Origin of the sequence: Aquimarina hainanensis (assembly GCF_042684685.1) — a bacterium.
Taxonomy (GTDB): domain Bacteria; phylum Bacteroidota; class Bacteroidia; order Flavobacteriales; family Flavobacteriaceae; genus Aquimarina; species Aquimarina hainanensis.
Genome location: NZ_JBHULX010000003.1, coordinates 44,052 through 66,134, shown reverse-complemented (window position 1 = coordinate 66,134; position 22,083 = coordinate 44,052). Strand labels below are relative to the sequence as shown.

Genomic DNA, 22,083 nt, shown 5'->3' with positions numbered 1-22,083 from the left:
GTTTTAATTTTTATTTAGTTTCTTCGTTTCTCTACCGATTCTCTTAAACATTTCTTTTCGCTTTTCTTCTGCTTCATTTTTCTTTCTTTTGCTTTCCTTTTCTATTTCTTCTCTTGCTTCCTTATCAAAAGCAAGTAATAATTGTTCTAAATGTTCATTATCAACTATTCTCATTTTTTGTAGAAAAACACCTCCACCTAAAAAAATGAGCATTACTGTGACTATGAGTTTTTTCAAACTAATAGTTTGTCCTTTTTTATAAGCTTTTATAGTAAGGTAAAGCCCTAGTGAACCTATCAATAGTATAACTGATGGGAATATAAACCACATGATTTTTGTTTTAAAAGTTCTGTAGTTGTTTACTATACTGTGTCATTTTTGCACCGAAATTAGTTACGAACATATCATCTAAATCATCTGCCTTTAAAGCCAGTTGAGCGATATCTTCGAGAAATTCTTCTTTGTTCTCTGAATACAAATCACTTATATGAATGCGGTAGGAAAGAAATATCTGATTGTTAGAAATGGATAATCTATGCTTTCCTATATCAGCCGTTAAAATATATTCATATACTTCTGCTAAATTTTTTCGGGGTAAATCATTTAATGGAGAGGTCGCAAATAAATAATTATTATCATACACAAACATTCGTATTTCTGCACTCCCTTGATGAAAATACCAACGTTCCCGGCCTGATCTTGTCAAAACGGGATCTAAATCTAATTTGGTAATGGCTTCTTCTACTTTTAAACTAAAATCTGAAAGCGGATTTTCTTCAAATAGTTTTTCATCAATATCGTTTCCACAATTAGGGCAATATTCTGTTTTTTCTTCAATTAAGCCATTACAACTAGGACAGCCTAAAGTAAACTTACCAGATAACTCACTAACAATTTCCAATTCTTCACGGAGCGTTTCCATCGGGATAGCAAATCCCATATTATCCGCATCTGAAAACTTAGAGGTTACAATACCTACTAATTCCCCTTTTTCATTAATTACGGGACCACCACTATTTCCCGGATTAATCGCAGCATCTGTTTGTATAAAGTTCCTGCCGTCAATAACCTGTCTGGGATTAGACACAATCCCTTCTGTAACAGTAAATGGCATACCATATGGATATCCCAACACCAACACTTTATCTCTGGAAATGGTTTCGTTATTGTGCTTGATCCGTATGGTTTCGACAGGTTTTGGTAAGTTTTCTACTTGTAAAAAAGCAATGTCTTTTCCTTGATTTATATACACAACCTTTGCTAAATATCTATTCCTGTCCTGCCCTTCTACACTTACTGATAAACAGCCAGATACTACGTGATAATTAGTTATAACAACATGATCTTTCAGGCTATAAAATCCTGTTCCAGATCCATTTGCCGTATTGATTCTATACACAGATTTTTCTATATTTTTAATGATATTCATAGATTAGCTTACTTTAAAATTAGTCATCATTTGCCGGATTGCTGCCATTGATTGTTTCATTTGTTCTCCCATTATTTTTGATAAATCCATACCAAAATCATTATCAAATAGAAAGTCCTCCATAATGGCTTCCATTCCTTTCATTAAAACCGGTGCTGCCTGGTTCCAATTCTGTCCATCAGCTTGAGCTAAAGCATTTATAATGGGTTCACCAATGCTTTCGTCAACCAGATTATAGTAGAACAATCCGTAAAAACAGGATTGTAATACATTCGAAGCATCTTCAAACCTGGCATTGGCTATCATTTCTTGCACATCAGTATAACTATCTGCCCAGTTTTCTCTAATATTTTCCTTTTTACCACTATACTTATAAGGTATAAATGTTTCTACCTGATATAGATCTGCTGAAAACTTATCTATAGAATAGTTTTGCAACTTTTTTAAACTTGCTTTTCCCTGTAGCAACCGATTCTGAAAAGGAGTATTTCTGTCAAAAATATCATCTATAGCATTCTCTAATACAGTACGTAAATACCCCTGCGGCTCTGCATAAAATTCAATCTTTTTTAAAGTGATATTTAACGTATACCAGGCATTGTTTTCATGGCGATTTTCCATATAATGATCAAAACGCTGTAAACCTTCTTCTATAATTTTTTGATAATTAGCATATGCTGCTTTCTTTATATCATCTGATAAAGGTGTTATATTTGGTTCTTGAAGATGTGCTGCATTAAACTTTTCTATAAACTCATCGTCGTAACTATCTGCATAATAACAAATTTCTCTAAGTACCCCGTAGATTTTATAGGGTTCGCATACATTTATAGGGCAAGAAAAAGAAAAGTAAACCAACTCATTCTCCAATGCGACATTGGTAAGATTAAGCGGAGACATACGTATTTCTGCTAATCTGCGCATTAGCGGTACTCTTTTAGCATTCGCTATGTTTAGAAAAGGACATTTTATCACCAGTTCATCTACTGTTTGTGTAATAGTGATGACTACAGACCCATGTGCTATTTCATAAGTATTGCCATTTTTTTTGTTTTGTAAATGACTACCCACATAATCCAATATCGTGGGTAAAACTTTATTGTATTGTTTACTATTAAACAAAGCTATTGCTTCATCCCACTTTTCTTCTTGTCTGGTAGCTACTTTTTTTGCTTGTATTGGCGGAAAATAGGTGTTGTTTTTATTCATTTTACCATAGTTAATTGATGGATCTAATATTTTCTTAATAGAGAACCTCATTCAGTACCAAATCTGACTCTAATGTTCAGCCTTTTTAAGAACATGATACCAAATAAGTACTTCTTAGGAGTAAGCAAACCACCTTGTTGTAAAGATGGTTTGCTTTTTTGAATCAAAAGTTTTAGAAAGCTCTTACTGCTCGCATTTTTATGTTGCTCCCTGCTGTTCCTTTATTTAGGAAAAATGCCGCTCCATTGTTGTCGAAATAAATTAACCAAGCCGTATTACTATCATTTTGTGATGAACTCCAATAAAAAACACCAGAAGCTAAATTTGATCCTCCATTTAAAACTGCAGTATTATTTATTGTTGCTCTGTGGGTATGCATTTCCTGTAACGCATCTTTACTGGGTAAAAACCAATCGGAATATCCTCCAGAGGTACTGTTTGATGCAATATCTGCTGCAATACCAGCTGTAGCGCACTCAGCTAAAATGGCAGTTGTATTAGCTTGACCTTGTCCTATCTCTGTTCCAATAGCCCCAGCTATATTTGTGCCTTGACAACCCCATCCCCCAATTATTGGAAAGTCACTAACAGTACATACCAAACCATGACTAATATCTGAAGGATCTAGCCAAAAAATAACACCTCCATATTTAAACTCACCAATTTCATTTACATCATTAAGATTAACTGTAGCTATAGCTGTTTCGATACCTTCTGAATTACTTACAGAAATATTTGCTGTAATTGTAGGGTTGGTTTCAAAATCGAACAAGGTAGCATCGGCAATTGTTAATTCTCCAGTACTGGCATTTATACTTAACGCCCCAGCAGGTGTTTGAGAAGCAATACTAAAACTTAAGATTCCTATACCATTGGTCTGAACGGTACCAAGGACAGATCCATTGGTTGAGTTTTCATCAATAGTTGTATTGAATTGCTGGATACTTAATTCATTTACATTAGTAAGGTTAATTGTCACATCTGCACTCTCAGTATTTCCAGCATTATCAACAGTGACAGTTGCCGTAATCGCAGGGTTTGTTTCATAATCAAACAAGGTAGCATCAGCAACGGTTAACTCTCCCGTACTAGCATTTATACTTAATGCTCCTCCTGGTGTTTGAGAGGTAATACTAAAACTTAATGTTCCATCACCAGTAGCTTGCACTATACCAAGCGACTGCCCATTGGCTGGGTTTTCATCTATAGTAGCGGTAAAATCCTGAATACTTACTTCATTTATATTAGTAAGATTGATGGTGGCTGTCAAGTGTTGCATACTCCCTGAATTATCAACCGAGATAGTAGCTGTAATTACCGGATTAATTTCAAAATCAAACAAAGTAGCATCAACGACTGTCAACTCTCCTGTGTTCGCATTTATGCTTAAAGCTCCATTGGGTGTTTGAGAAGTTATATTAAAAATTAATGCTTCACCTCCGGTAACTTGAACAACACCTAATGATTGCCCATTGACTGGATTTTCATCTATGGTAGTTGTAAAATCCTGAAGACTTACTTCATTTACATCGGTAAGATTGATGGTGGCTGTCACATTTTGCGTATTTCCAGAATTATCAACCGAAATAATTGCCGTGATTACAGGATTCACTTCAAAATCAAATAATGTAGCATCAGCTACTGTTAATTCTCCTGTACTGGTATTAATGTTTAATGCTCCTTCTGGTGTTTGAGATAGTAAGCTGTAACTTACCGTTCCATCACTGGTAGCCTGAACTATACCAATAGTATCTCCATTTATCGGATTTTCATCTATCGTAACACTAAAATCTTCCGTAGTTAACTCTTTTAGATTATTTAAGTTAATGGTTATTTTTGCTGTATTTTGAGCCCCCTCAGCAGAAACAGTTGCCGTAATTGTAGGGTTTGTTTCGAAATCGAACAAGATGGCATCGGCAACGGTTAGTTTTCCTGTTTTTTTCTCTATAGCCAATGCTCCTGCTGGTGTTTGCGTAGTTATACTAAAACTCAAGGAGCTGTTGTTATCTGTTTGAACTTGACCGAGAACCTGCCCATTTGCAGGGTTTTCATCGACCGTTACTTTCAAATCTTTAAGATTTATTTGAATATCATCATCTTTGCTACAACTAAAATTAAGTAACAATATAATTAGTAATAAAGGGGAAAATTTCAATGTTCTTTTCATGTTTATTTAACTTTTATTTTTTGGTAGTTTAGATTGATAAGATCTCCTGTTACCTTATAGAGAAACAGAAAGCTGTTTCTTCTACAAGATGTTAGGGTTGTTGTAACTACAATCTATTGTTATATGTGTTAGTAGAGTTTTTGAGAAGTGAGAGGTACTCCTTTCAGGTATATAGGTGTCTATTTAGGAGTATAGCCTTCCATTGGTTTATTCTTCATTTCTTCCAAAAAGGATAAACAATACAACTCCTACAAGTATGAGAAGAAATCTAATCACCCAACCGATGGTATTCCCCCACAGATCTACCCAAGAGAGCACTCTGATATTGTAATTAAAAATGGAGAGTACAATAGACATGATACCCATTGCTGCCAGTAATAATCCTCCTTGACCTAACTTTGTTTTAATGTTTTCCATATGCTTTTGTTGATTGTTGATGATAAAAGTATATGGTATAAGCAGAGAAAGAAATAGATAATCTATTTCTGAAGCTTTAGAATAAATAAACGTGATACTTAAAAAAATATTCGCAAAAGAGTCGTTATACTATGTTAACAATGCATTTAAAAACAGTTCTTTTTATATAGAAAAAAACATATTTTGTTCCCCTTTACAAAAACAAAAAAAAACTGATTACCAACGCAATATCTCTAAAAACACTATACCTATCCAATTTTAGTAACGATGAGTAATACTGCATTACGTATGCTTTATCTGAGATATTCTTTATTTTATATACCAAACATTTTATAGTAAAGAAGGTATTAGTTTTTTTGTAAAATATAAGGGATTACTAAGGTAACTACTGTCCCTTTTTCATTATATTTTTTTCGATCTTCAACGACAACCGATCCCCTCGTTTTAAAGTCTTTTGATAAGATCTCTAATCGCTCTGAGGTTATGATAGTGGACAATGATTTCTTTTCTTGATTTTTCTTCTTCTTCAAAGAGTCAATCCCAACGCCATTATCTGAAATCTTACAAATCAAATCATTATTCAGATATGATAAGTGTATCTCAATGATTTTCTCTTCTTCTTGATTAATAAAAGCATGTTCTATAGCGTTTTCAACAAAGGGTTGAATAAGCATGGGCGATATTCTAAATAAGGTTTCATCTATGGCATCTTCTACAAAAACAGTATACTTACACGATTTACTCTCTAAAGTTTGAAGCGCCAGGTAATTTCTTACTGCTTTTAATTCTTGGGATAATAGAACGGTTTTATCTCTTGAATTTTCTAATATAATACGAAGTAACTTTGAAAATTTGGATAAATATGAAACTGACTTTTTTTCTTCTTTATTTAATATCATTCCTTGCAAAACAGAAAGTGAATTAAATATAAAATGAGGAGTCATTTGTGAACGTAACAGTTTTTGTTCGATTACAATATGTTGAGTTTTGGATTTTTCATTTCTCAGTTTTAAAAAGAAAATGATGGCTCCCAAAAGTAATATTATAACTAAAAAAGCAATTATACCCAGTAATAAATCACGTTGTGATTTTGCTAAATCCTGAGAGGTTTTTTTTACAGTTTTTGTTAATCTTAATTCTCTTTTTTCTGCAGACTCTAATTCATTTTTGTATTTGTACTCATATTCTAATGCCGTCATTCGCTCAATCCCCTTTTTATTTAGAAGGCTATCACTTATCACTTTGAATTTTTGATGGCTAAAAAATGCTTCTTTAAAATTGCCTGTATTCTTATAAATATTTGAAAGTAATTCGTAAGCATCTTTTTTGAAATCTAAAAGATCGTGTTGTTCAGAGAGCTCTTTACTTTTTAAAACATTAGATAATGCTTTATCATATTTTTTTTGATTTGCATAAACAGTGGCTATACCCAAATAAGAATTACATAACCCTAAATTATCTTCAATCTCTAGATTAATCGTTTTGGCTTCTGTATAACTTTTAAGTGCTTTTTTGTTGTCTTTTAGTAAAAATAAATAGACATCACCAATATTATTTAAACAAGTAGAAATCTGATCTTTATATAATATCTCCCTACTTATTTCTAAAGCCTTGTTTAAAAAAATGAGGGCATTTTCACTATCACCTTTTCTATTATAAACTATTCCTAAGTTATTTAAAGCATTACTGATATATCGTTTATTTCCTACTTTTTCCTCTATTTTTAAAGACTCTTTATAATTTTGTATCGCTTTTTCATATTGCTGATTCATTTTATAAATAATCCCTATATTATTTAAAGCCTTTGAGATAGCTGAAGTGTCTTTTATTTTTTTTGCAATAAATAATGATTTATTGTAAAACTCTAAAGCAAGAGGGTTGTTTCCTTTTTCATGATATAAAATACCTATATTATTTAAGCAACTCGAAATTTCAACCTCATTATTATATTTCCTATTAATGGCTAATGCTTTATTTAAACAATTTAGCGCCTCATCATAATTACTCATATCGGAATGAGCATAAGCAATGTATTTTAAACTTACAGCAATATTTTTTTCATTTTTAATCTCTTTATTAATTTGTATAGATTGTTGATGATATCCTATAGATTTTCTATACTCATGATTATAATATGCAGTAATTCCTAAACCGGTATAGCATTTTGATAGTCCTTCTTTTAAATTAATAATTTCATATAATAGAATGGCTTCATGAAAGCTTTTAATAGCTTGATCAAACTTTGATCGGGTGGAAAAAACAACTCCGTTTAAGTATGCTACTTTTGCTTTTCCTTTTGTATAGTTTAACGCATTACTTAATTTTTCAGCTTTCTCCAAGTATAATTTGGTAGAATTCACATCTTTTCGAAGATACGAAGATGCTAAATCATATAATAAATTTACTCGAATCGTATCATTTGTTTTATGTTTTTCTAATTCATTTTTTAGACTGTCAATCTTGTTATTCTGAGCTTGTATGTCTTCTGAGAAAAGAAAAAAAACAAATGTTATGAAAATATATTTAATAGAATTCATAAAACGAATTTACTGTTGCTTGCAGAGGTGATTGAATCCTTTTTTATTTCCTGAAAACGAGGAAAATTAACATCTGAATTCAAAACGGAAAAGTCCTTAACTTCTCTAAACAAAGATACAATAGTATTAGAGACCGTTCTATTTATTTCAAAAAGAAAACAACGTTTTTGCTCTACAGTTCAATATAACAGGTATGTCTTAAAAGCTAGTAATTTCTGCTCTTATTCACCATATCAAAAACACACTTAACACCAATAGCAGTAGAAAACTATTATTTACATCTAAAATTATAAACTTAATTTTCTCTACTAATTTTAAAGCTGCTGTGTATAGTAGTTATAATCTGATAATACTCTATCTATGAATTGCAACGGTTTTTCTTCTGGACTAACCTCCATCAGGGAACTCACTTTTTCTGATAATTGCAAAATTACATTGTGTTTTCCATCTCGTTTTGCTGCTGTATAAACTGCTTTAATTTTTCTGATTTGAGCATCATCAAAAACAGTTACCTGAGGATAAACAGGAAGGTAGTCGTCCGCTACTTCCACTAAAATGGTATCTTTAAAAGATACTCGTTTTTTTTCATCAATTACAGTAGTATTAGCCGCCATATCACCTAATCGTTGTCCTTTTCCCCGTAATAATATGACGCAAATTGCAACGCCTCCAGAGCTTATAGAAATATCGACCAAGCGCAATAACCATCGAATTAAATAATCCGAAAACTTTGGTCTGGAACCGTCTAACTTTGCTACTTTTATTTTCATAGCTGCCTTTCCCGGGGTTTTTCCATCCCAGAATGTCTCCCAAAGTAAAAAGTATAAGAAAAAAGGCAATCCAAATAGTAAGGAAAGTACCCATTGATTGGTCACGGCATCACTCAGCACCCCTACTACAAAAGCCATGATAAAAACGTAGACGATTAAAATCATCAAATCTATTAAATATGCCAGAATACGTTCTCCTATCCCTGCGATGTTTTGCTGAATACTTACATTTTGGGCAGTTTCTATTTGAAAATTATCCATTAATTATGTTTCTTTGATCCTCCTAATTAATATTCACATGCGTGAAGCTACTTTCATTAAGCAAAATAAAGATAAATGGTTAAAATTTGAAAGCGTTCTGAATAATAATGCTCAAATCTCCCCTGATGAGCTATCCGGACTATATATTGAAATTACGGACCACCTCAGCTATGCCCAAACATTTTACCCTAATAGTCAAACACTTGCGTACCTAAATGGACTTGCTTCGTCTGCACATCAAAAAATATACAAAACTCGAAAAGAAAAAAAGAACAGGCTGTTGTCTTTTTGGTTTCATGAATTCCCCTTAGAATTTTATACCTATCGAAAAGAACTCTTACTCGCTTTTCTTATTGCTGTCCTATTTACCGCTATCGGGGCTTATTCTGCTGCTACAGATGGAGCATTTGTTCGCTCTATCCTCGGAGATGGGTATGTAAACATGACCCTGAATAATATTGCCAATGATGATCCTATGGCTGTATATAAAAAAATGGGAGAAACAGATATGTTTCTGGGAATTACGATTAACAACATACGAGTTGCCCTGAATTGTTTTATTCTTGGGATTTTGTTTGGAATCGGTACCTTATATATGTTGATGAGCAATTTTATCATGCTCGGTTCTTTTCAGTACTTTTTTTATGACAAAGGTCTTTTATGGGAAAGTGCCCGAACGATCTGGATTCATGGTACTATCGAAATAGCTGCAATTATCATAGCAGGCTGTGCCGGTCTGGTTGTTGGAAAATCAATATTATTCCCCCAAACATATACGCGTCTTACTTCTTTTATAAGAGGAGTAAAAGCTGGACTCAAAATTGTAATCAGTACCATCCCTTTCTTTATAATAGCTGGTTTTTTAGAAGGTTTTGTGACCCGACATACAGAAATGCCTGACTGGCTAGCAATACTAATAATCCTTATTTCACTAGGTGTTATCCTTTTTTATTATGTGATATATCCTACTCAATTACATCAAATATCAACCAATGAACAATAATACGAACTTCATTCAATTTAAAAAACGAAGAGAATTAGGAGAAATTCTTACAGATACTTTTGCTTTTATCAGAAATAACGGTAAACCATTATTAACTCTGTTACTAAAGACTTCTGCAATTCCATTTATATTATTATTGATTGCTGCTGGTTACTACACATATCTATCCGGCGATATCTTAAACTTAGAAGCCTTACAGCATGGAAATTTAATTGATACAGGAAGTTTATTTGTATCTGCGGCATTCCTCTTTATTACACTAAGTGTGTTTTATTCTTGTCTATTTGGATCTATCATGTTTTTTATCAAAGAATATATCAAAAATAAAGGCACTGTAGATATTGATAATACTACCATACAAATAAAAGATGCCTTACCTAAGCTTATTGGGGTTGGTTTAATCAGCATGTTGATTATCTCTGTTGGTTTTTTTATGTGTATACTCCCCGGAATCTATTTCTATGTTCCTCTGAACTTAGTATTTTCCATTATGGTGTTTGAAGAAAAAGGAAGTTCCGAATCTATCTCTGATAGTTTTTCCTTAATAAAGGGAGAATGGTGGATGAGCTTCGCTACTCTATTTATCATTAGCATTATTATTTCTTTTATTGGTTTTATATTTTCTCTTCCTGGGGTTATTTATACATTAATGCAAACCTTTACAGCTTCCGAACAAGGGTCTATTGCAGATTTTTCGGTTAATCAAGACTGGGTATTTATCGCACTAAACACCTTATCTTCATTACAATATGTCTTATATGGCATTATGGCTATTTCTGTAGCTTTTATTTATTATAACATCAAAGAAAAGAAGTTTTCTACAGGAGCGTTTGAAGAAATCGATTCTCTATAATAGTTTTATGATTCGCTGTTTTTTATATCATTTCCTTTTGAAGAAAATATACCTTTTTCTTCTTCTTTGTATTTCTTTCTTTGTAGAGACCAATGCTCGTACCTTACAAGAAAATGACATTCAGCAAAAGAGGGAAATTCAGTATGATCTGAATACAGCGCCTACCATCAGAACACTCGATGCTGATAAAATTCAAGAGTTTTCCGATCAAAAAGAATTTGATTATACAGAACAGGAAGAATCGGATAACTGGTGGTCCCGTTTTAAAGACTGGATCTCTCAATGGTGGAGAAAACTGATGAACTGGTTGTTTGATATTGATAGTGTAACCGGTTTTTGGTTATACGTACTGCAAAGTCTTCCGTATATCTTAATTCTTCTTATTCTGTTACTAATAGCATGGTTATTCCTGAAAGTTAATCCCAAAGAGATCCTTTTAGAAAAAACACCTTCGCCAGATGTTTTACTGTCAGAGGAAGAAGATATTATCCATAATAAAGATATCCAACAACTGATAGATCAAGCTATATCTGATAAAAATTACCGCTTAGCTATTCGCTACTACTATCTTTTGGTTCTCAAAAAACTTTCTGCTAAAGAAATTATTGAATGGGAAGCACAGAAAACAAATGAAGACTATAGCAATGAGGTAACAGATAAGCTTATAAAAAAACAGTTTAAAACCATTACCAGAATCTATGATTTTATTTGGTATGGAAGTTTTGAAGTGAATGAAAAACTATATCGTCGGGCAGAAAAAGAGTTTAAACATATAGCCACCTTAATACAATCGTAATTTGAGAAATAAAAAAACAAACATATTACTGGTTGTACTAATACTGATACTCGGTTTATTAATCTATGTAGAGACGAGTAAGCCTATTCCTGTAAACTGGTCTCCCAGTTATTCTAAAATTGATAAAATTCCTCTGGGGAGTTATGTATCTCATCGACTGATCAAAGCATCATTAGATGATTCTATACTCAAAGATATTAACCAACCTCCTTATGAATACCTTACTGATAATCCTAATCAAGAAGGGAGCTATGTGTTTATTAATAATCATATTGATTTTGACAAAAGTGAAATGAACCAGCTGTTAGCATGGGTTGCTAAAGGGAATACCTTATTTATCTCTGCTAATACCATCGAAAAAAAACTGCTGGATACCTTACTGATAAAAACAGACCAGGAAACATCTTATGATCAGGTCACAATACATCCGCTGGTTGCTTTGGTGAATCCTATGCTAAAAAAGGAATCCCCTTTTCTATATGACAGAAATAATTACACCCGATATTTTTCAGCAATTGATACCACCCATGCTACGGTTCTGGGAGTAACGCAAATATATAGAGATAGCTTACTTATAGATCAGCCCAAATTCAATTATATAAAACATTCTTTTTATAAAGGGAATATTTTTCTTCATACTTTTCCCGAAGCATTCGGGAATTATTTCATGCTCAAAGATGGTAACTATCACTATACGCAAAACCTCTTTAGTTACATAGATGCTCAGAAGCCAATACTTTGGGATCATTATTACAAAGCTGGAAAAATATTCAACACTTCTCCCTTATATATACTACTCAATAACAAACACCTGAAATGGAGTTATTATTTTATACTCATAGGAGGAGTTTTATTTATTATTTTTGAAGGAAAACGCAAGCAGCGAAGTATTCCTATTATTCCTCCATTAAAAAATCAAACTATTGCTTTTACCAGAACAATTAGCGGGATGTATTTTGAAAAAAGAAAACATCGGGAAATAGGAAACAAACAAATTCTGTTATTTATGGATTACATCAGAAATCAATTGAGAATTCCTACGGATTCCATAACAGAGCAGACCCTGTCAGATATCGCTGCCAGAAGTAATAACGAATTAGATGACACTAAAAATTTATTTACTTACTTTAACGGGTTTAAAGAGAAAACAGTAGTTACCCCGGATGACCTGATCGAATTAAATCGCTTAATCACGAATTTTAAAGCTAAGTAAATACTAAAAACTACCATATGGAAAATGAAGAGTCAATAAATAACCCCTCCTCCGAGCCTATACAATCTATACCAGAACAGCATCAAAAACTTGATTTCGAAAATCGAATACAGCTTGGGGAGTTACAGGAAGCAGTAGCACAATTAAAATCCGAATTAGCCAAAGTAATTATTGGTCAACAAGATTTTATTGAGTTACTCATCGTCTCCTTATTGGCAGATGGTCATGTATTAATAGAAGGAGTTCCCGGTATTGCAAAAACAGTAACAGCTAAACTATTTGCCAAAACGCTAAAAACTGCTTTTAACCGGATTCAGTTTACCCCGGATTTGATGCCTAGTGATGTATTAGGAACCTCTGTTCTAAACATGAAATCAGGAGATTTTGAATTTAAAAAAGGACCTGTTTTTTCTAATATGGTGCTTATCGATGAGATCAACAGAGCTCCTGCCAAAACACAGGCTGCTTTATTCGAGGTGATGGAAGAGAAACAGGTAACAATTGATGGTATTCGATATCCGATGGAACCTCCTTTTATGGTATTAGCAACCCAGAATCCAGTAGAACAAGAAGGAACCTATGCCCTTCCTGAAGCACAATTGGATCGTTTTCTTTTTAAGATAAATGTAGCCTACCCTTCTATAGAAGAAGAAATCGAAATTCTGAAATCACATCATGAACGAAAAGCAATAAAAGCCATAGAAATGATTACTCCTGTTATTACTCCGGAAAAATTAATGGAATTTAAAAACAAAACTCAGGAAGTAATTATAGAAGATAAAATAATAGGGTATATCGCTGAGATTGTTACCAAAACCCGTACACACCCTCACTTATATTTAGGTGGTTCTCCCAGAGCTTCTATTGCCATTATGAATGCTTCCAAAGCATTTGCAGCCATTAACGGAAGAGATTTTGTTACTCCTGAAGATATAAAAAAATCACTATTCCCTGTACTAAGACATAGAGTTATCCTTGCTCCAGAACGGGAAATGGAAGGAATGACGACAGAAAACGTACTGGAAATGATATTACAATCTGTAGAAATCCCCCGCTAGTGTTTTTAGAATTCATCAAATCGCTATACCTGACCAAGAGAGTATTTTACCTACTGGCTGCTATCATCATCCTCTTTTTATTCTCTAATTGGTTACCAGGAATATATCCTATCATATGGATGATCGTATGGGCTGTACTTCTGACATGCTTATTTGATGGTATCACCTTATACAAATACAAAAACGGAATAAAGGCACATCGCTTACTTCCTGATAAATTTTCAAATGGAGATTATAACGCCATTCCTGTCCAAATTACAAATAACTACCCCATTCGGATTCATACTGAAATTATAGATGAAATCCCTATCCAATTTCAAAAAAGAGATTTTTTAAAACAGATCTCTATTGCCTCGAGGGAGGTAGTAAATTTTGAATATACAATACGACCTGTACAAAGAGGAGTATATACCTTTGGCCACTTACATATCTATGCGTATACGAATATTGGTTTAATCAAAAGAAGGTTTCGATTTGATAAAGAAGCAGCTGTAAAAGTTTACCCTTCTTTTATTCAAATGAAAAAACATGATTTTCTGGCAATCAATAACAGAGTTAGTACACTAGGGCTTAAAAAGATTCGGAAAATCGGACATACGATGGAGTTTGAGCAAATAAAAGAATATGTAGTAGGTGATGATGTTCGAACAATCAACTGGAAAACTACTGCAAAACATGGACACTTGATGATCAACCAATATCAGGACGAAAAATCACAACCCATTTACTCCATTATCAATGCCAGCCGGGTAATGAAAATGCCATTTAACGGGCTAAGTCTTTTAGATTATGCTATTAATAGTGCATTCGCTTTTTCTAATATTGCTCTAAAAAAGCACGACAAGGTAGGATTGCTAAGTTTTTCTAATAAAATCAATAATTTTTTACCTGCACAAAGAAAAAAAACATATCTGAATACGATTTCTGATAGTTTATACAATATAGATACGGAATTTCTTGACGCTGATTTTGGAATGCTATACGCGCAGATTAAACGGCAAATCTCTCAGCGAAGTCTCCTGCTACTCTATACAAACTATGAGCACATCTCTTCATTAAAAAGACAACTTCCTTATCTAAAATCTATTGCTAAAAAACACCTGTTAGTGGTTATCTTTTTCGAAAACACAGAACTACAACAAGTAATTCATAAAAACACCTCCGACCTTCAAGGTATTTATGACAAAACTATTGCTCAGCAATTTGCTTATGACAAAAAAACAATGGTCAAAGAACTTCAAAAACACGGTATTCAATCCGTATTAACTGCTCCGGAAAACTTAACCGTTAATACGATTAATAAGTATTTGGAGATTAAAGCCAGAGGGATTTTATAACACTATTTTTTATTGTTTTGAAAATCCCTGCTCAATAATCAGATGCAACTATTTTAAATGTTATCCCGAAATTAACACCCATTTTCTATAGAACATTTGTACCTGTACCTAAGTTATTTCGGATAAAATTACATTTCATCACTCCTTTTTGACAATTGGTCACATTTTTTTCATTTATACCTCTCTATTTGCTGACATTTGGAACATCAAAAACAATAAAACCATATACGATGAAAACAGTAATATTATACCTAACATTTCTTTTAATGAGTTTATTTAGTACAGCACAGGAAGTTTCTGGAATTACCATTACTGTTACCACACCTAATGTGACAGGGGATCAGGGAGAAGTAATATACGGTTTATACGATCAAAACACTTTTATGAAAGCTGCTCCCATTCAGGCAGCAAAAAGTAATATAAAAAATGGAGTCGCTACGATTACTTTTACAAATGTCCCAGAAGGAAACTATGCCATTTCATGTTTTCATGATACCAATGGAAATAATAGAATGGACTTCGAAGCTAATGGAATGCCAAAAGAAAATTATGGGATATCCAATAATAACATGAGTTACGGTCCTCCAGTATGGGCAGATGCCAAATTTGAAGTTGCCACAGAAAATATCGTTATGGAGATACGGATGTAATCAATCCATCATTGTTATAGAGAAAAAATCAGCATTATCAAAAAACGAACCCTCATCAGCTATAAAATGTGTTTTATAGCTGATTTTTTATTTATACTAAAAATATAAGCTAATTGTTTAACAAATAATAAAATAGATAAAAACAATTTTTTTAATCAAATACGATAAGATTAATCAATCGCTTTTTGTATTTTTGTTTAAAACCTAGGACTCTATGACAATTACACAACTACGATACGTTCTTGCTGTAGCAGAACATCAAAATTTTACCAAAGCTGCAGAGAAAACTTTTGTTACCCAACCTACCTTAAGTATGCAAATTCAGAAACTGGAAGAAGAACTGGATATACTTATCTTCGATCGTAGTAAAAAACCAATCGAACTGACAGATGTAGGAAAAAAACTAGTACAACAAGCCCGAAATATCGTTAATGAGAGTGAACGTATTCAGGATATTGTGGATCAACAAAAAGGGTTTATAGGAGGAGAGTTTAAAATTGGTGTAATTCCTACTATTATGCCCACCTTACTTCCTATGTTCTTAAACAATTTTATAAAAAAGTATCCCAAAGTAAAACTAAAAATAGAAGAACTGACAACAGAAGCCATAGTAGAACGTCTATTAGATGGGCATCTCGATGCTGCCATTGCTGCTACTCCTTTGGAAAATGAAAGTATAAAAGAGCGTGTTCTGTATTACGAACCTTTTGTAGGCTATATCCCTTCAAATCATCGACTCAACCAAAAGAAAAACATCGATATTAGCGATCTCAATGTGGATGATATGTTGTTATTAGAAGACGGGCATTGCTTCAGAGATGGAATTCTGAATTTATGTAAGACGCAAAAGGGTTTTGACGAAGATCATTTTCAATTAGAGAGTGGTAGTTTTGAAACTTTGGTAAAATTATCTAATGAAGGATTAGGAATGACATTATTACCTTACTTACATACCTTGGACATCAATCCTAATGAAAAAGAATATCTTCACTATTTTAATGAACCTTCTCCTGCTAGAGAAGTGAGCCTTATCTTTAATAAAAGTGAATTAAAGATGCATATTATAGATGCATTACATTCTACTATAGCTGGAGTTGTTAAAGGAGCTATTACATTTCAAAATGTTCAAATTATAAGCCCTCTTTCAAAAGCAAAAAGCGACTGAAAAGTCGCTTTTTTTCTATGATTTTAAATGTATTAAACATGGTTGTAATTCTGGCCGCTCCGCGGTGAGAGAATGAATCCATATTTTTAATTCTTCAATCTCATGAGGAAGTAATCTATTTACTGCTTTAATTACTTCTTTTGTAAAAAGATTCACATCAAAACTGACTTTTTTAAGGACAGCTTTTGTGTAATCAAACATTGCTCTAGCCATAAATTAATAGGGGATTAAATTATAAAGTTAGATAAAAATATGTAAGAACTTTCTTACAATCTTTATTGATTGCTAGTCTAATATACACAAATTAATCCAATAATCTGGTATCTTAGCGCTTATTTAACAAAATTAAAAATTATTATCCCCATCCAGAATATCTCCTAATCCCCCTAAAATACTACCCTCTCCTCTACTTTTTCCTCCTGCACTTGGGGCTAATGCCAGTACTCTATTTGCTAATCTACTAAAGGGTAATGACTGGATAAAAACCACTCCTGGACCTGTTAGTGTAGCAAAAAACAATCCTTCACCACCAAAAATAGTATTCTTTATACCTCCAACTAATTCGATATCATAAGTTACTCCTTTAGAAAAACCTATAATACATCCGGTATCTATCTTTAATTTCTCTCCTGGTTCCAGTTGTTTCATTGCTGTTGTTCCTCCTGCATGGACAAATGCCATTCCATCTCCTTCTAATTTTTGCATAATAAAACCTTCTCCTCCAAAAAGACCTCTTCCCAGTTTTCGAGAAAATTCTATTCCTACGGATACTCCTTTCGCTGCACATAAAAATGCATCTTTCTGACAAATAAATTTCCCTCCATATTTCGACAAATCTAATGGAATAATTTTTCCGGGATAAGGGGATGCAAAACTTACTTTTTTCTTTCCTCCAACCTGATTATAAAAAGCTGTCATGAACAAACTTTCTCCGGTAAGCAAGCGTTTTCCTGCCCCAAAGATCTTACCCATAATCCCTTTATCTTTCTCAGAACCATCTCCAAAAATAGTCTCCATCTTTATACCATCGTCCATCATCATAAAACTACCTGCTTCTGCTATAACCCCTTCCTGTGGATCTAACTCTATCTCTACATACTGCATTTCTTCGCCATAGATCGTATAATCTATTTCATGTGCTATCATATTATATATTGTTTAATTGATTAATGAATTCAATTAATAAGTACTAAAATATGATGATCTGTTACACACCTTTTTATAAATACAGCGAGTATGGTCGTTTTTATTGTTTTACTTTGATTGTCCATTCAAAGGCAAAGGCTGAAACTTCATCTCCCGCAGCATCTCTTCCTATTGATTTCATTGTTATTGTTTGTCCCTCTCCTGTTTCAATCGCTTTTTGAACTGCCTCTTCTACCAAATGTCCATCATTACAACTAAAAAGAATTTTTCCTGTAGCCTTCTTAGAGAAAGTTGCATTATTAGAGGCAACTAACATGGATATTTTTTGTTTTTGCCTTTGTATACACCCCATAACCAATGCTCCTGTTGTTAGCTCTGCTGCCATTCCCTGAACTGCCCAAAACATAGACCGAAAGGGATTCTGATTAATCCATCTGTGACGTACACTTACCTGGCAGCTTGCCACCGATATTTCTTTTACCCGTACACCACATAACCATGCTGATGGTAGCTTTAACATTGTAAACAAATTGATCTTTCCTGGTGTCATTTTATTCATATTATTCTCTTACTAACTATTACTTTATTGTTTTAGGCATTAATTATATTACTAATTGTTCTAATAACCAGATGCATAATTCTTACAAGAAACCTTTTTTTTACAAAAAAACCTAGATACAAGGTCATTTTTATACCTCTATATCCAGGTTTCTTCTAAATTCTTTTCATTGTTTTAAGTGCCCTATACTTTTATAAAGTAACTACTGCAATCAATCCAATTAAATCCATAAGCAGTACTTTCCATCGATACATCGTCCGTTGTCGCATAACTGAACTCCCGAAGGTGTATTTACACAACATTTTTTATTCGAACTTTTGCATCCAAAAAAACCTGCTCCCAGTATCTCTCTTTGCTCCTCTTTGTCAATTACCTGTACTCCTGTAAGCCCCAAAATACATTTTAACATGATCTGAAAATTAAGAATTAATACTGTGATAAATGTACTATTTTCATCCCCTTTGCACCTACGGACATAAGCCCTAAAAAATACGTAAAAACAGTATTTAAAAAATTCCAAACCTTGCAAAAACAAATTAAAATATTGTAATACAGTTGTTTAAAAACAAACAAAATAGACTCTAAAAATAGAATAGATACTCGCTTGCTAGGGCTTTTTTGTCCTTTTTTTTCCAAAACACAAATGTTAATTTTATGTTAATTTATGGTACTATGTTTTGCATAATACCTTCTTTTAGATATATATTTGCATAAGAAACTATTATATACTTTAAACCGATGTCAACAAATAATCATAAAAACATAGCTACTTTTATTCATTTGAGTATTTTTTCGAAATATTTTTTTCCATTGGGAAATTATATCATGCCACTCATCTTATGGACCGTGAATAAAGAAAAGTCATCATTCATTGACAGACATGGAAAGCAGGCAATCAATTTCCAGTTGAGTATATTACTGTATACTATTATATTAGGAACTTTTTCTTTTCCTTTTTTTGTCTTTAATGTTTTTGACAATATCTCTTTTGATCATTTATCTAGTTTTCATGATCTATCAATTAACTTATCAGATTCTGGAGGATTTTGGGCGTTGACAGGAGTTTCTTTTATTGGTCTACTTGCTTTAATAGGCTTCTTTTTAGAAATCATTTTTATTATCACAGCCTCCTTAAAAGCGAATAAAGGAGAAACATATACATATCCGTTAACTATTAATTTTATCAAATAATATGTAACAGTAAATGAACTATTAATATCAAACCAAATACTTCTGAAGAAATACTATAAATAATAACTTAATCACTTATTTTTATAGCTTGCCTTAACCAAAGGATATTGACATCAGGTACATTATGTGTTTGAATAATCAATCAAAAAATGAACAGTTTAACTTTTTTTAAAACCATAGCTTTATGAAGATCGAAAACACAAAAGCGCAAATGCGCAAAGGTGTATTAGAATACTGTATACTTTCGATCCTAAAGGATAATGATGCGTACGTTGCAGAAATTCTTGAAACGCTAAAAGATGCCAAAATGCTTGTCGTTGAAGGAACTATATACCCTCTTCTTACCAGATTGAAAAATGCAGGTCTGTTAAGTTACCGATGGGAGGAATCTACATCCGGTCCTCCGAGAAAGTATTACGGATTAACAGAAACAGGAAAACTATTCCTAAAAGAATTAAATACAACATGGGATGAACTACAAAATGCAGTAGCACTGGTAACCAAACAAAAAAACAAGAAAAATGAACAAGACAGTTAATATAAATTTAGCAGGTATATTTTTTCACATAGACGAGGATGCGTACTTAAAGCTACAACGTTATCTACAGGCTATAAAACGTTCATTTACCAATTCACAGGGAAGAGACGAGATTATCGCTGACATTGAAGCTCGTATGGCGGAGTTGTTTAGTGAAAAAATCAAAGACGAAAGAAATGTTATCAGTATCAAAGAGGTAGATGATATCATTAGTATAATGGGGCAACCTGAAGATTATCAAGTAGATGAAGAGATATTTGATGACGAACCCAGGCAGTCCTATACCAAGAGAACCTCTCCACGTCAATTATATAGAGATACTATGAATTCTTATGTAGGTGGAGTTAGTTCAGGACTTGGACATTATTTTAGAGTAGATCCTATTTGGTTACGATTGGCTTGGATCTTATTAACAATTTTTTCCAGTGGTGCTTTTATCCTTATTTATATAGCCCTATGGATATTTGTTCCCGAAGCCAAATCGACAGCAGATCACCTGGCGATGAAAGGAGAAGCTGTCAATATCAGTAACATTGAAAAAAAAATTAAAGAAGGATTTAGTGGAGTCGCTGATTCAGTAAAAAACGTAGATTACGAAAAGTATGGCAATAAAGTCAAAAACAGCTCGACTACTTTTTTTGAAACCCTGGCGAGTATTCTATTAGCAATTCTCAAAGGAGCTCTTAAGTTTTTTGGAGTACTCATTGCTATGGTATCTGGAATAACACTTATCAGCTTATTTATCAGCTTATTTGCTGTAGGTATTTTTGGAATTTATGATTCTCCATGGATGGAATATCTTGAAGTAGGCAATCAGCCTAATGTACCCTTGTGGTTCCTTTCGATACTCGCCTTTTTGGTCATAGGAATCCCTTTCTTTTTCCTATTCATCCTGGGACTCAAAATTGTAATCACCAACTTAAAATCAATAGGAACTCCAATCAAGTTAGGATTACTAGGATTATGGTTGCTGGCAATGGTAGGACTAGGAGTTATTGCAGCCAGACACGCTACACAAGAAGCTTTTGAAGCAGAAATTATATCAGAAGAAAAGTTGCTTCCTGTCTCTAAAAATGATACGTTAACCCTAAAAATGGTGAAAAACAATCGCTATTTAAAATACCTCAGAGGGTCTTATGATTACCGAGTAAAAAGAGACCCTGATGGAAATAAAGTAATTGTTCTTAAAGACGTTGAAATCTTTCTTAAAACATCAGAAAATGATTCTCTTATCGGACTATCAATAGAAAAATCAGCAGAAGGAAGTTCTTATGAGGAAGCCCGAAAAAGAGCTCAGGAAATAAAATACAATTATGAATTAGACGGAAACACCTTATTACTTAATGGGTATGCATTAACAGATTATGTAAATAAACACAGGGATCAGCAAGTTAATATCTTTTTATCCCTCCCAGAAGGAGTGACAGTGTTTGCCGATGATAATACAGCCAGATATACAAACTCATGGGAGTATGATGACTATATTTCTCTTAATGATCAGGAAGAAAAATACCTAAAAGTAACCAATGGAAAATTCGATTGTACCAATTGTTCTGAGGAACAGAATGAGGAAAAACAATCATGGGAAGAAGATGAAGATAAAGAAGAAGGTGCCGTACGTATCAACCTCAATACAGATGACGAGAATTTTAAACTAAAAATTGACGAAAACGGTGTGGAAATCAATAATCAGCCGGTAAAGCTAAAAATCGATGAAAACGGCATCGAATTAAAAAAAGACCAAGAATAATTTAATACATCAATCAAAAAACGAACAGTAACAA

General features: G+C 33.0%; 22 protein-coding genes. 11 read left to right on the top strand and 11 right to left on the bottom strand.

Annotation, left to right across the window (positions count from 1 at the left end; genetic code table 11):
• Window positions 1–3: 3 nt before the first annotated feature.
• The 7 genes from ACFSTE_RS04335 to ACFSTE_RS04305 form a co-directional block, all read right to left on the bottom strand.
• Entirely contained in the window at window positions 4–330 is a 327-nt protein-coding gene (locus ACFSTE_RS04335) for a hypothetical protein (protein ID WP_176029566.1), read from the bottom strand.
• Between the two features lie 10 nt (window positions 331–340).
• Complete coding sequence (locus tag ACFSTE_RS04330; RefSeq protein ID WP_378255886.1) at window positions 341–1,429, bottom strand: trypsin-like peptidase domain-containing protein; 1,089 nt, start codon at window positions 1,427–1,429, stop codon at window positions 341–343.
• A 3-nt stretch (window positions 1,430–1,432) separates the two neighbouring features.
• Window positions 1,433–2,638, bottom strand: a complete 1,206-nt coding sequence (locus tag ACFSTE_RS04325) for a hypothetical protein (protein ID WP_378297979.1) — start codon at window positions 2,636–2,638, stop codon at window positions 1,433–1,435.
• 172 nt (window positions 2,639–2,810) lie between these two features.
• Window positions 2,811–4,805 (bottom strand): hypothetical protein, encoded by a 1,995-nt coding sequence (locus tag ACFSTE_RS04320; protein WP_378255890.1) that lies wholly within the window; start codon window positions 4,803–4,805, stop codon window positions 2,811–2,813.
• Between the two features lie 207 nt (window positions 4,806–5,012).
• A complete protein-coding gene (locus tag ACFSTE_RS04315; protein ID WP_176029562.1) occupies window positions 5,013–5,222 on the bottom strand; it encodes a hypothetical protein in 210 nt (69 codons plus the stop codon).
• Window positions 5,223–5,569: 347 nt separating this feature from the next.
• Window positions 5,570–7,759, bottom strand: a complete 2,190-nt coding sequence (locus tag ACFSTE_RS04310; RefSeq protein WP_378255892.1) for a tetratricopeptide repeat protein — start codon at window positions 7,757–7,759, stop codon at window positions 5,570–5,572.
• A gap of 314 nt (window positions 7,760–8,073) precedes the next feature.
• Window positions 8,074–8,790, bottom strand: a complete 717-nt coding sequence (locus ACFSTE_RS04305; protein ID WP_176029560.1) for an RDD family protein — start codon at window positions 8,788–8,790, stop codon at window positions 8,074–8,076.
• 37 nt (window positions 8,791–8,827) lie between these two features.
• On the opposite strand from ACFSTE_RS04305, the gene ACFSTE_RS04300 reads away from it, so the two are divergent.
• The 8 genes from ACFSTE_RS04300 to ACFSTE_RS04265 all read left to right on the top strand — a co-directional run bounded on the left by ACFSTE_RS04300 (window position 8,828) and on the right by ACFSTE_RS04265 (window position 16,865).
• Complete coding sequence (locus ACFSTE_RS04300) at window positions 8,828–9,793, top strand: stage II sporulation protein M (protein WP_176029559.1); 966 nt, start codon at window positions 8,828–8,830, stop codon at window positions 9,791–9,793.
• Window positions 9,783–10,646, top strand: coding sequence for a hypothetical protein (locus ACFSTE_RS04295; protein ID WP_378255895.1), 864 nt, complete (start codon window positions 9,783–9,785; stop codon window positions 10,644–10,646). Before ACFSTE_RS04300 ends, ACFSTE_RS04295 begins: the two co-directional genes overlap by 11 nt.
• A 37-nt stretch (window positions 10,647–10,683) precedes the next feature.
• A complete protein-coding gene (locus ACFSTE_RS04290) occupies window positions 10,684–11,442 on the top strand; it encodes a DUF4129 domain-containing protein (RefSeq protein WP_378255897.1) in 759 nt (252 codons plus the stop codon).
• Window position 11,443: 1 nt separating this feature from the next.
• Entirely contained in the window at window positions 11,444–12,655 is a 1,212-nt protein-coding gene (locus ACFSTE_RS04285; RefSeq protein ID WP_176029556.1) for a DUF4350 domain-containing protein, read from the top strand.
• Window positions 12,656–12,672: 17 nt separating this feature from the next.
• Window positions 12,673–13,713, top strand: a complete 1,041-nt coding sequence (locus ACFSTE_RS04280) for an AAA family ATPase (RefSeq protein ID WP_176029555.1) — start codon at window positions 12,673–12,675, stop codon at window positions 13,711–13,713.
• Entirely contained in the window at window positions 13,713–15,050 is a 1,338-nt protein-coding gene (locus tag ACFSTE_RS04275; protein ID WP_378255899.1) for a DUF58 domain-containing protein, read from the top strand. The genes ACFSTE_RS04280 and ACFSTE_RS04275 overlap by 1 nt, the downstream gene beginning before the upstream one ends.
• Before the next feature lie 230 nt (window positions 15,051–15,280).
• The gene (locus tag ACFSTE_RS04270; RefSeq protein ID WP_176029553.1) at window positions 15,281–15,700 is read left to right on the top strand and encodes a DUF2141 domain-containing protein; all 420 of its coding nucleotides are present in this window, start codon (window positions 15,281–15,283) and stop codon (window positions 15,698–15,700) included.
• Between the two features lie 214 nt (window positions 15,701–15,914).
• On the top strand, window positions 15,915–16,865 hold the full coding sequence (locus ACFSTE_RS04265) for a LysR substrate-binding domain-containing protein (RefSeq protein WP_176029552.1): 951 nt from the start codon (window positions 15,915–15,917) through the stop codon (window positions 16,863–16,865).
• Between the two features lie 15 nt (window positions 16,866–16,880).
• Here ACFSTE_RS04265 and ACFSTE_RS04260 read toward each other — a convergent pair whose 3' ends face one another.
• The 4 genes from ACFSTE_RS04260 to ACFSTE_RS04245 all read right to left on the bottom strand — a co-directional run bounded on the left by ACFSTE_RS04260 (window position 16,881) and on the right by ACFSTE_RS04245 (window position 18,979).
• The gene (locus ACFSTE_RS04260) at window positions 16,881–17,078 is read right to left on the bottom strand and encodes a hypothetical protein (RefSeq protein ID WP_176029551.1); all 198 of its coding nucleotides are present in this window, start codon (window positions 17,076–17,078) and stop codon (window positions 16,881–16,883) included.
• A 132-nt stretch (window positions 17,079–17,210) separates the two neighbouring features.
• Window positions 17,211–18,011: a TIGR00266 family protein gene (locus tag ACFSTE_RS04255; protein ID WP_176029550.1), complete on the bottom strand. Its 801-nt coding sequence runs from the start codon at window positions 18,009–18,011 to the stop codon at window positions 17,211–17,213.
• Window positions 18,012–18,111: 100 nt separating this feature from the next.
• Window positions 18,112–18,570 (bottom strand): DUF4442 domain-containing protein, encoded by a 459-nt coding sequence (locus tag ACFSTE_RS04250; protein WP_378255902.1) that lies wholly within the window; start codon window positions 18,568–18,570, stop codon window positions 18,112–18,114.
• 220 nt (window positions 18,571–18,790) lie between these two features.
• Window positions 18,791–18,979 (bottom strand): hypothetical protein, encoded by a 189-nt coding sequence (locus ACFSTE_RS04245; RefSeq protein WP_176029548.1) that lies wholly within the window; start codon window positions 18,977–18,979, stop codon window positions 18,791–18,793.
• Between the two features lie 329 nt (window positions 18,980–19,308).
• On the opposite strand from ACFSTE_RS04245, the gene ACFSTE_RS04240 reads away from it, so the two are divergent.
• The 3 genes from ACFSTE_RS04240 (at window position 19,309) to ACFSTE_RS04230 (ending at window position 22,049) form a co-directional block, all read left to right on the top strand.
• Window positions 19,309–19,761, top strand: coding sequence for a DUF4870 domain-containing protein (locus ACFSTE_RS04240; RefSeq protein WP_176029547.1), 453 nt, complete (start codon window positions 19,309–19,311; stop codon window positions 19,759–19,761).
• A gap of 184 nt (window positions 19,762–19,945) precedes the next feature.
• A complete protein-coding gene (locus ACFSTE_RS04235; protein ID WP_176029546.1) occupies window positions 19,946–20,299 on the top strand; it encodes a PadR family transcriptional regulator in 354 nt (117 codons plus the stop codon).
• Window positions 20,283–22,049: a PspC domain-containing protein gene (locus ACFSTE_RS04230; RefSeq protein ID WP_378255905.1), complete on the top strand. Its 1,767-nt coding sequence runs from the start codon at window positions 20,283–20,285 to the stop codon at window positions 22,047–22,049. Before ACFSTE_RS04235 ends, ACFSTE_RS04230 begins: the two co-directional genes overlap by 17 nt.
• Window positions 22,050–22,083 lie beyond the last annotated feature (34 nt).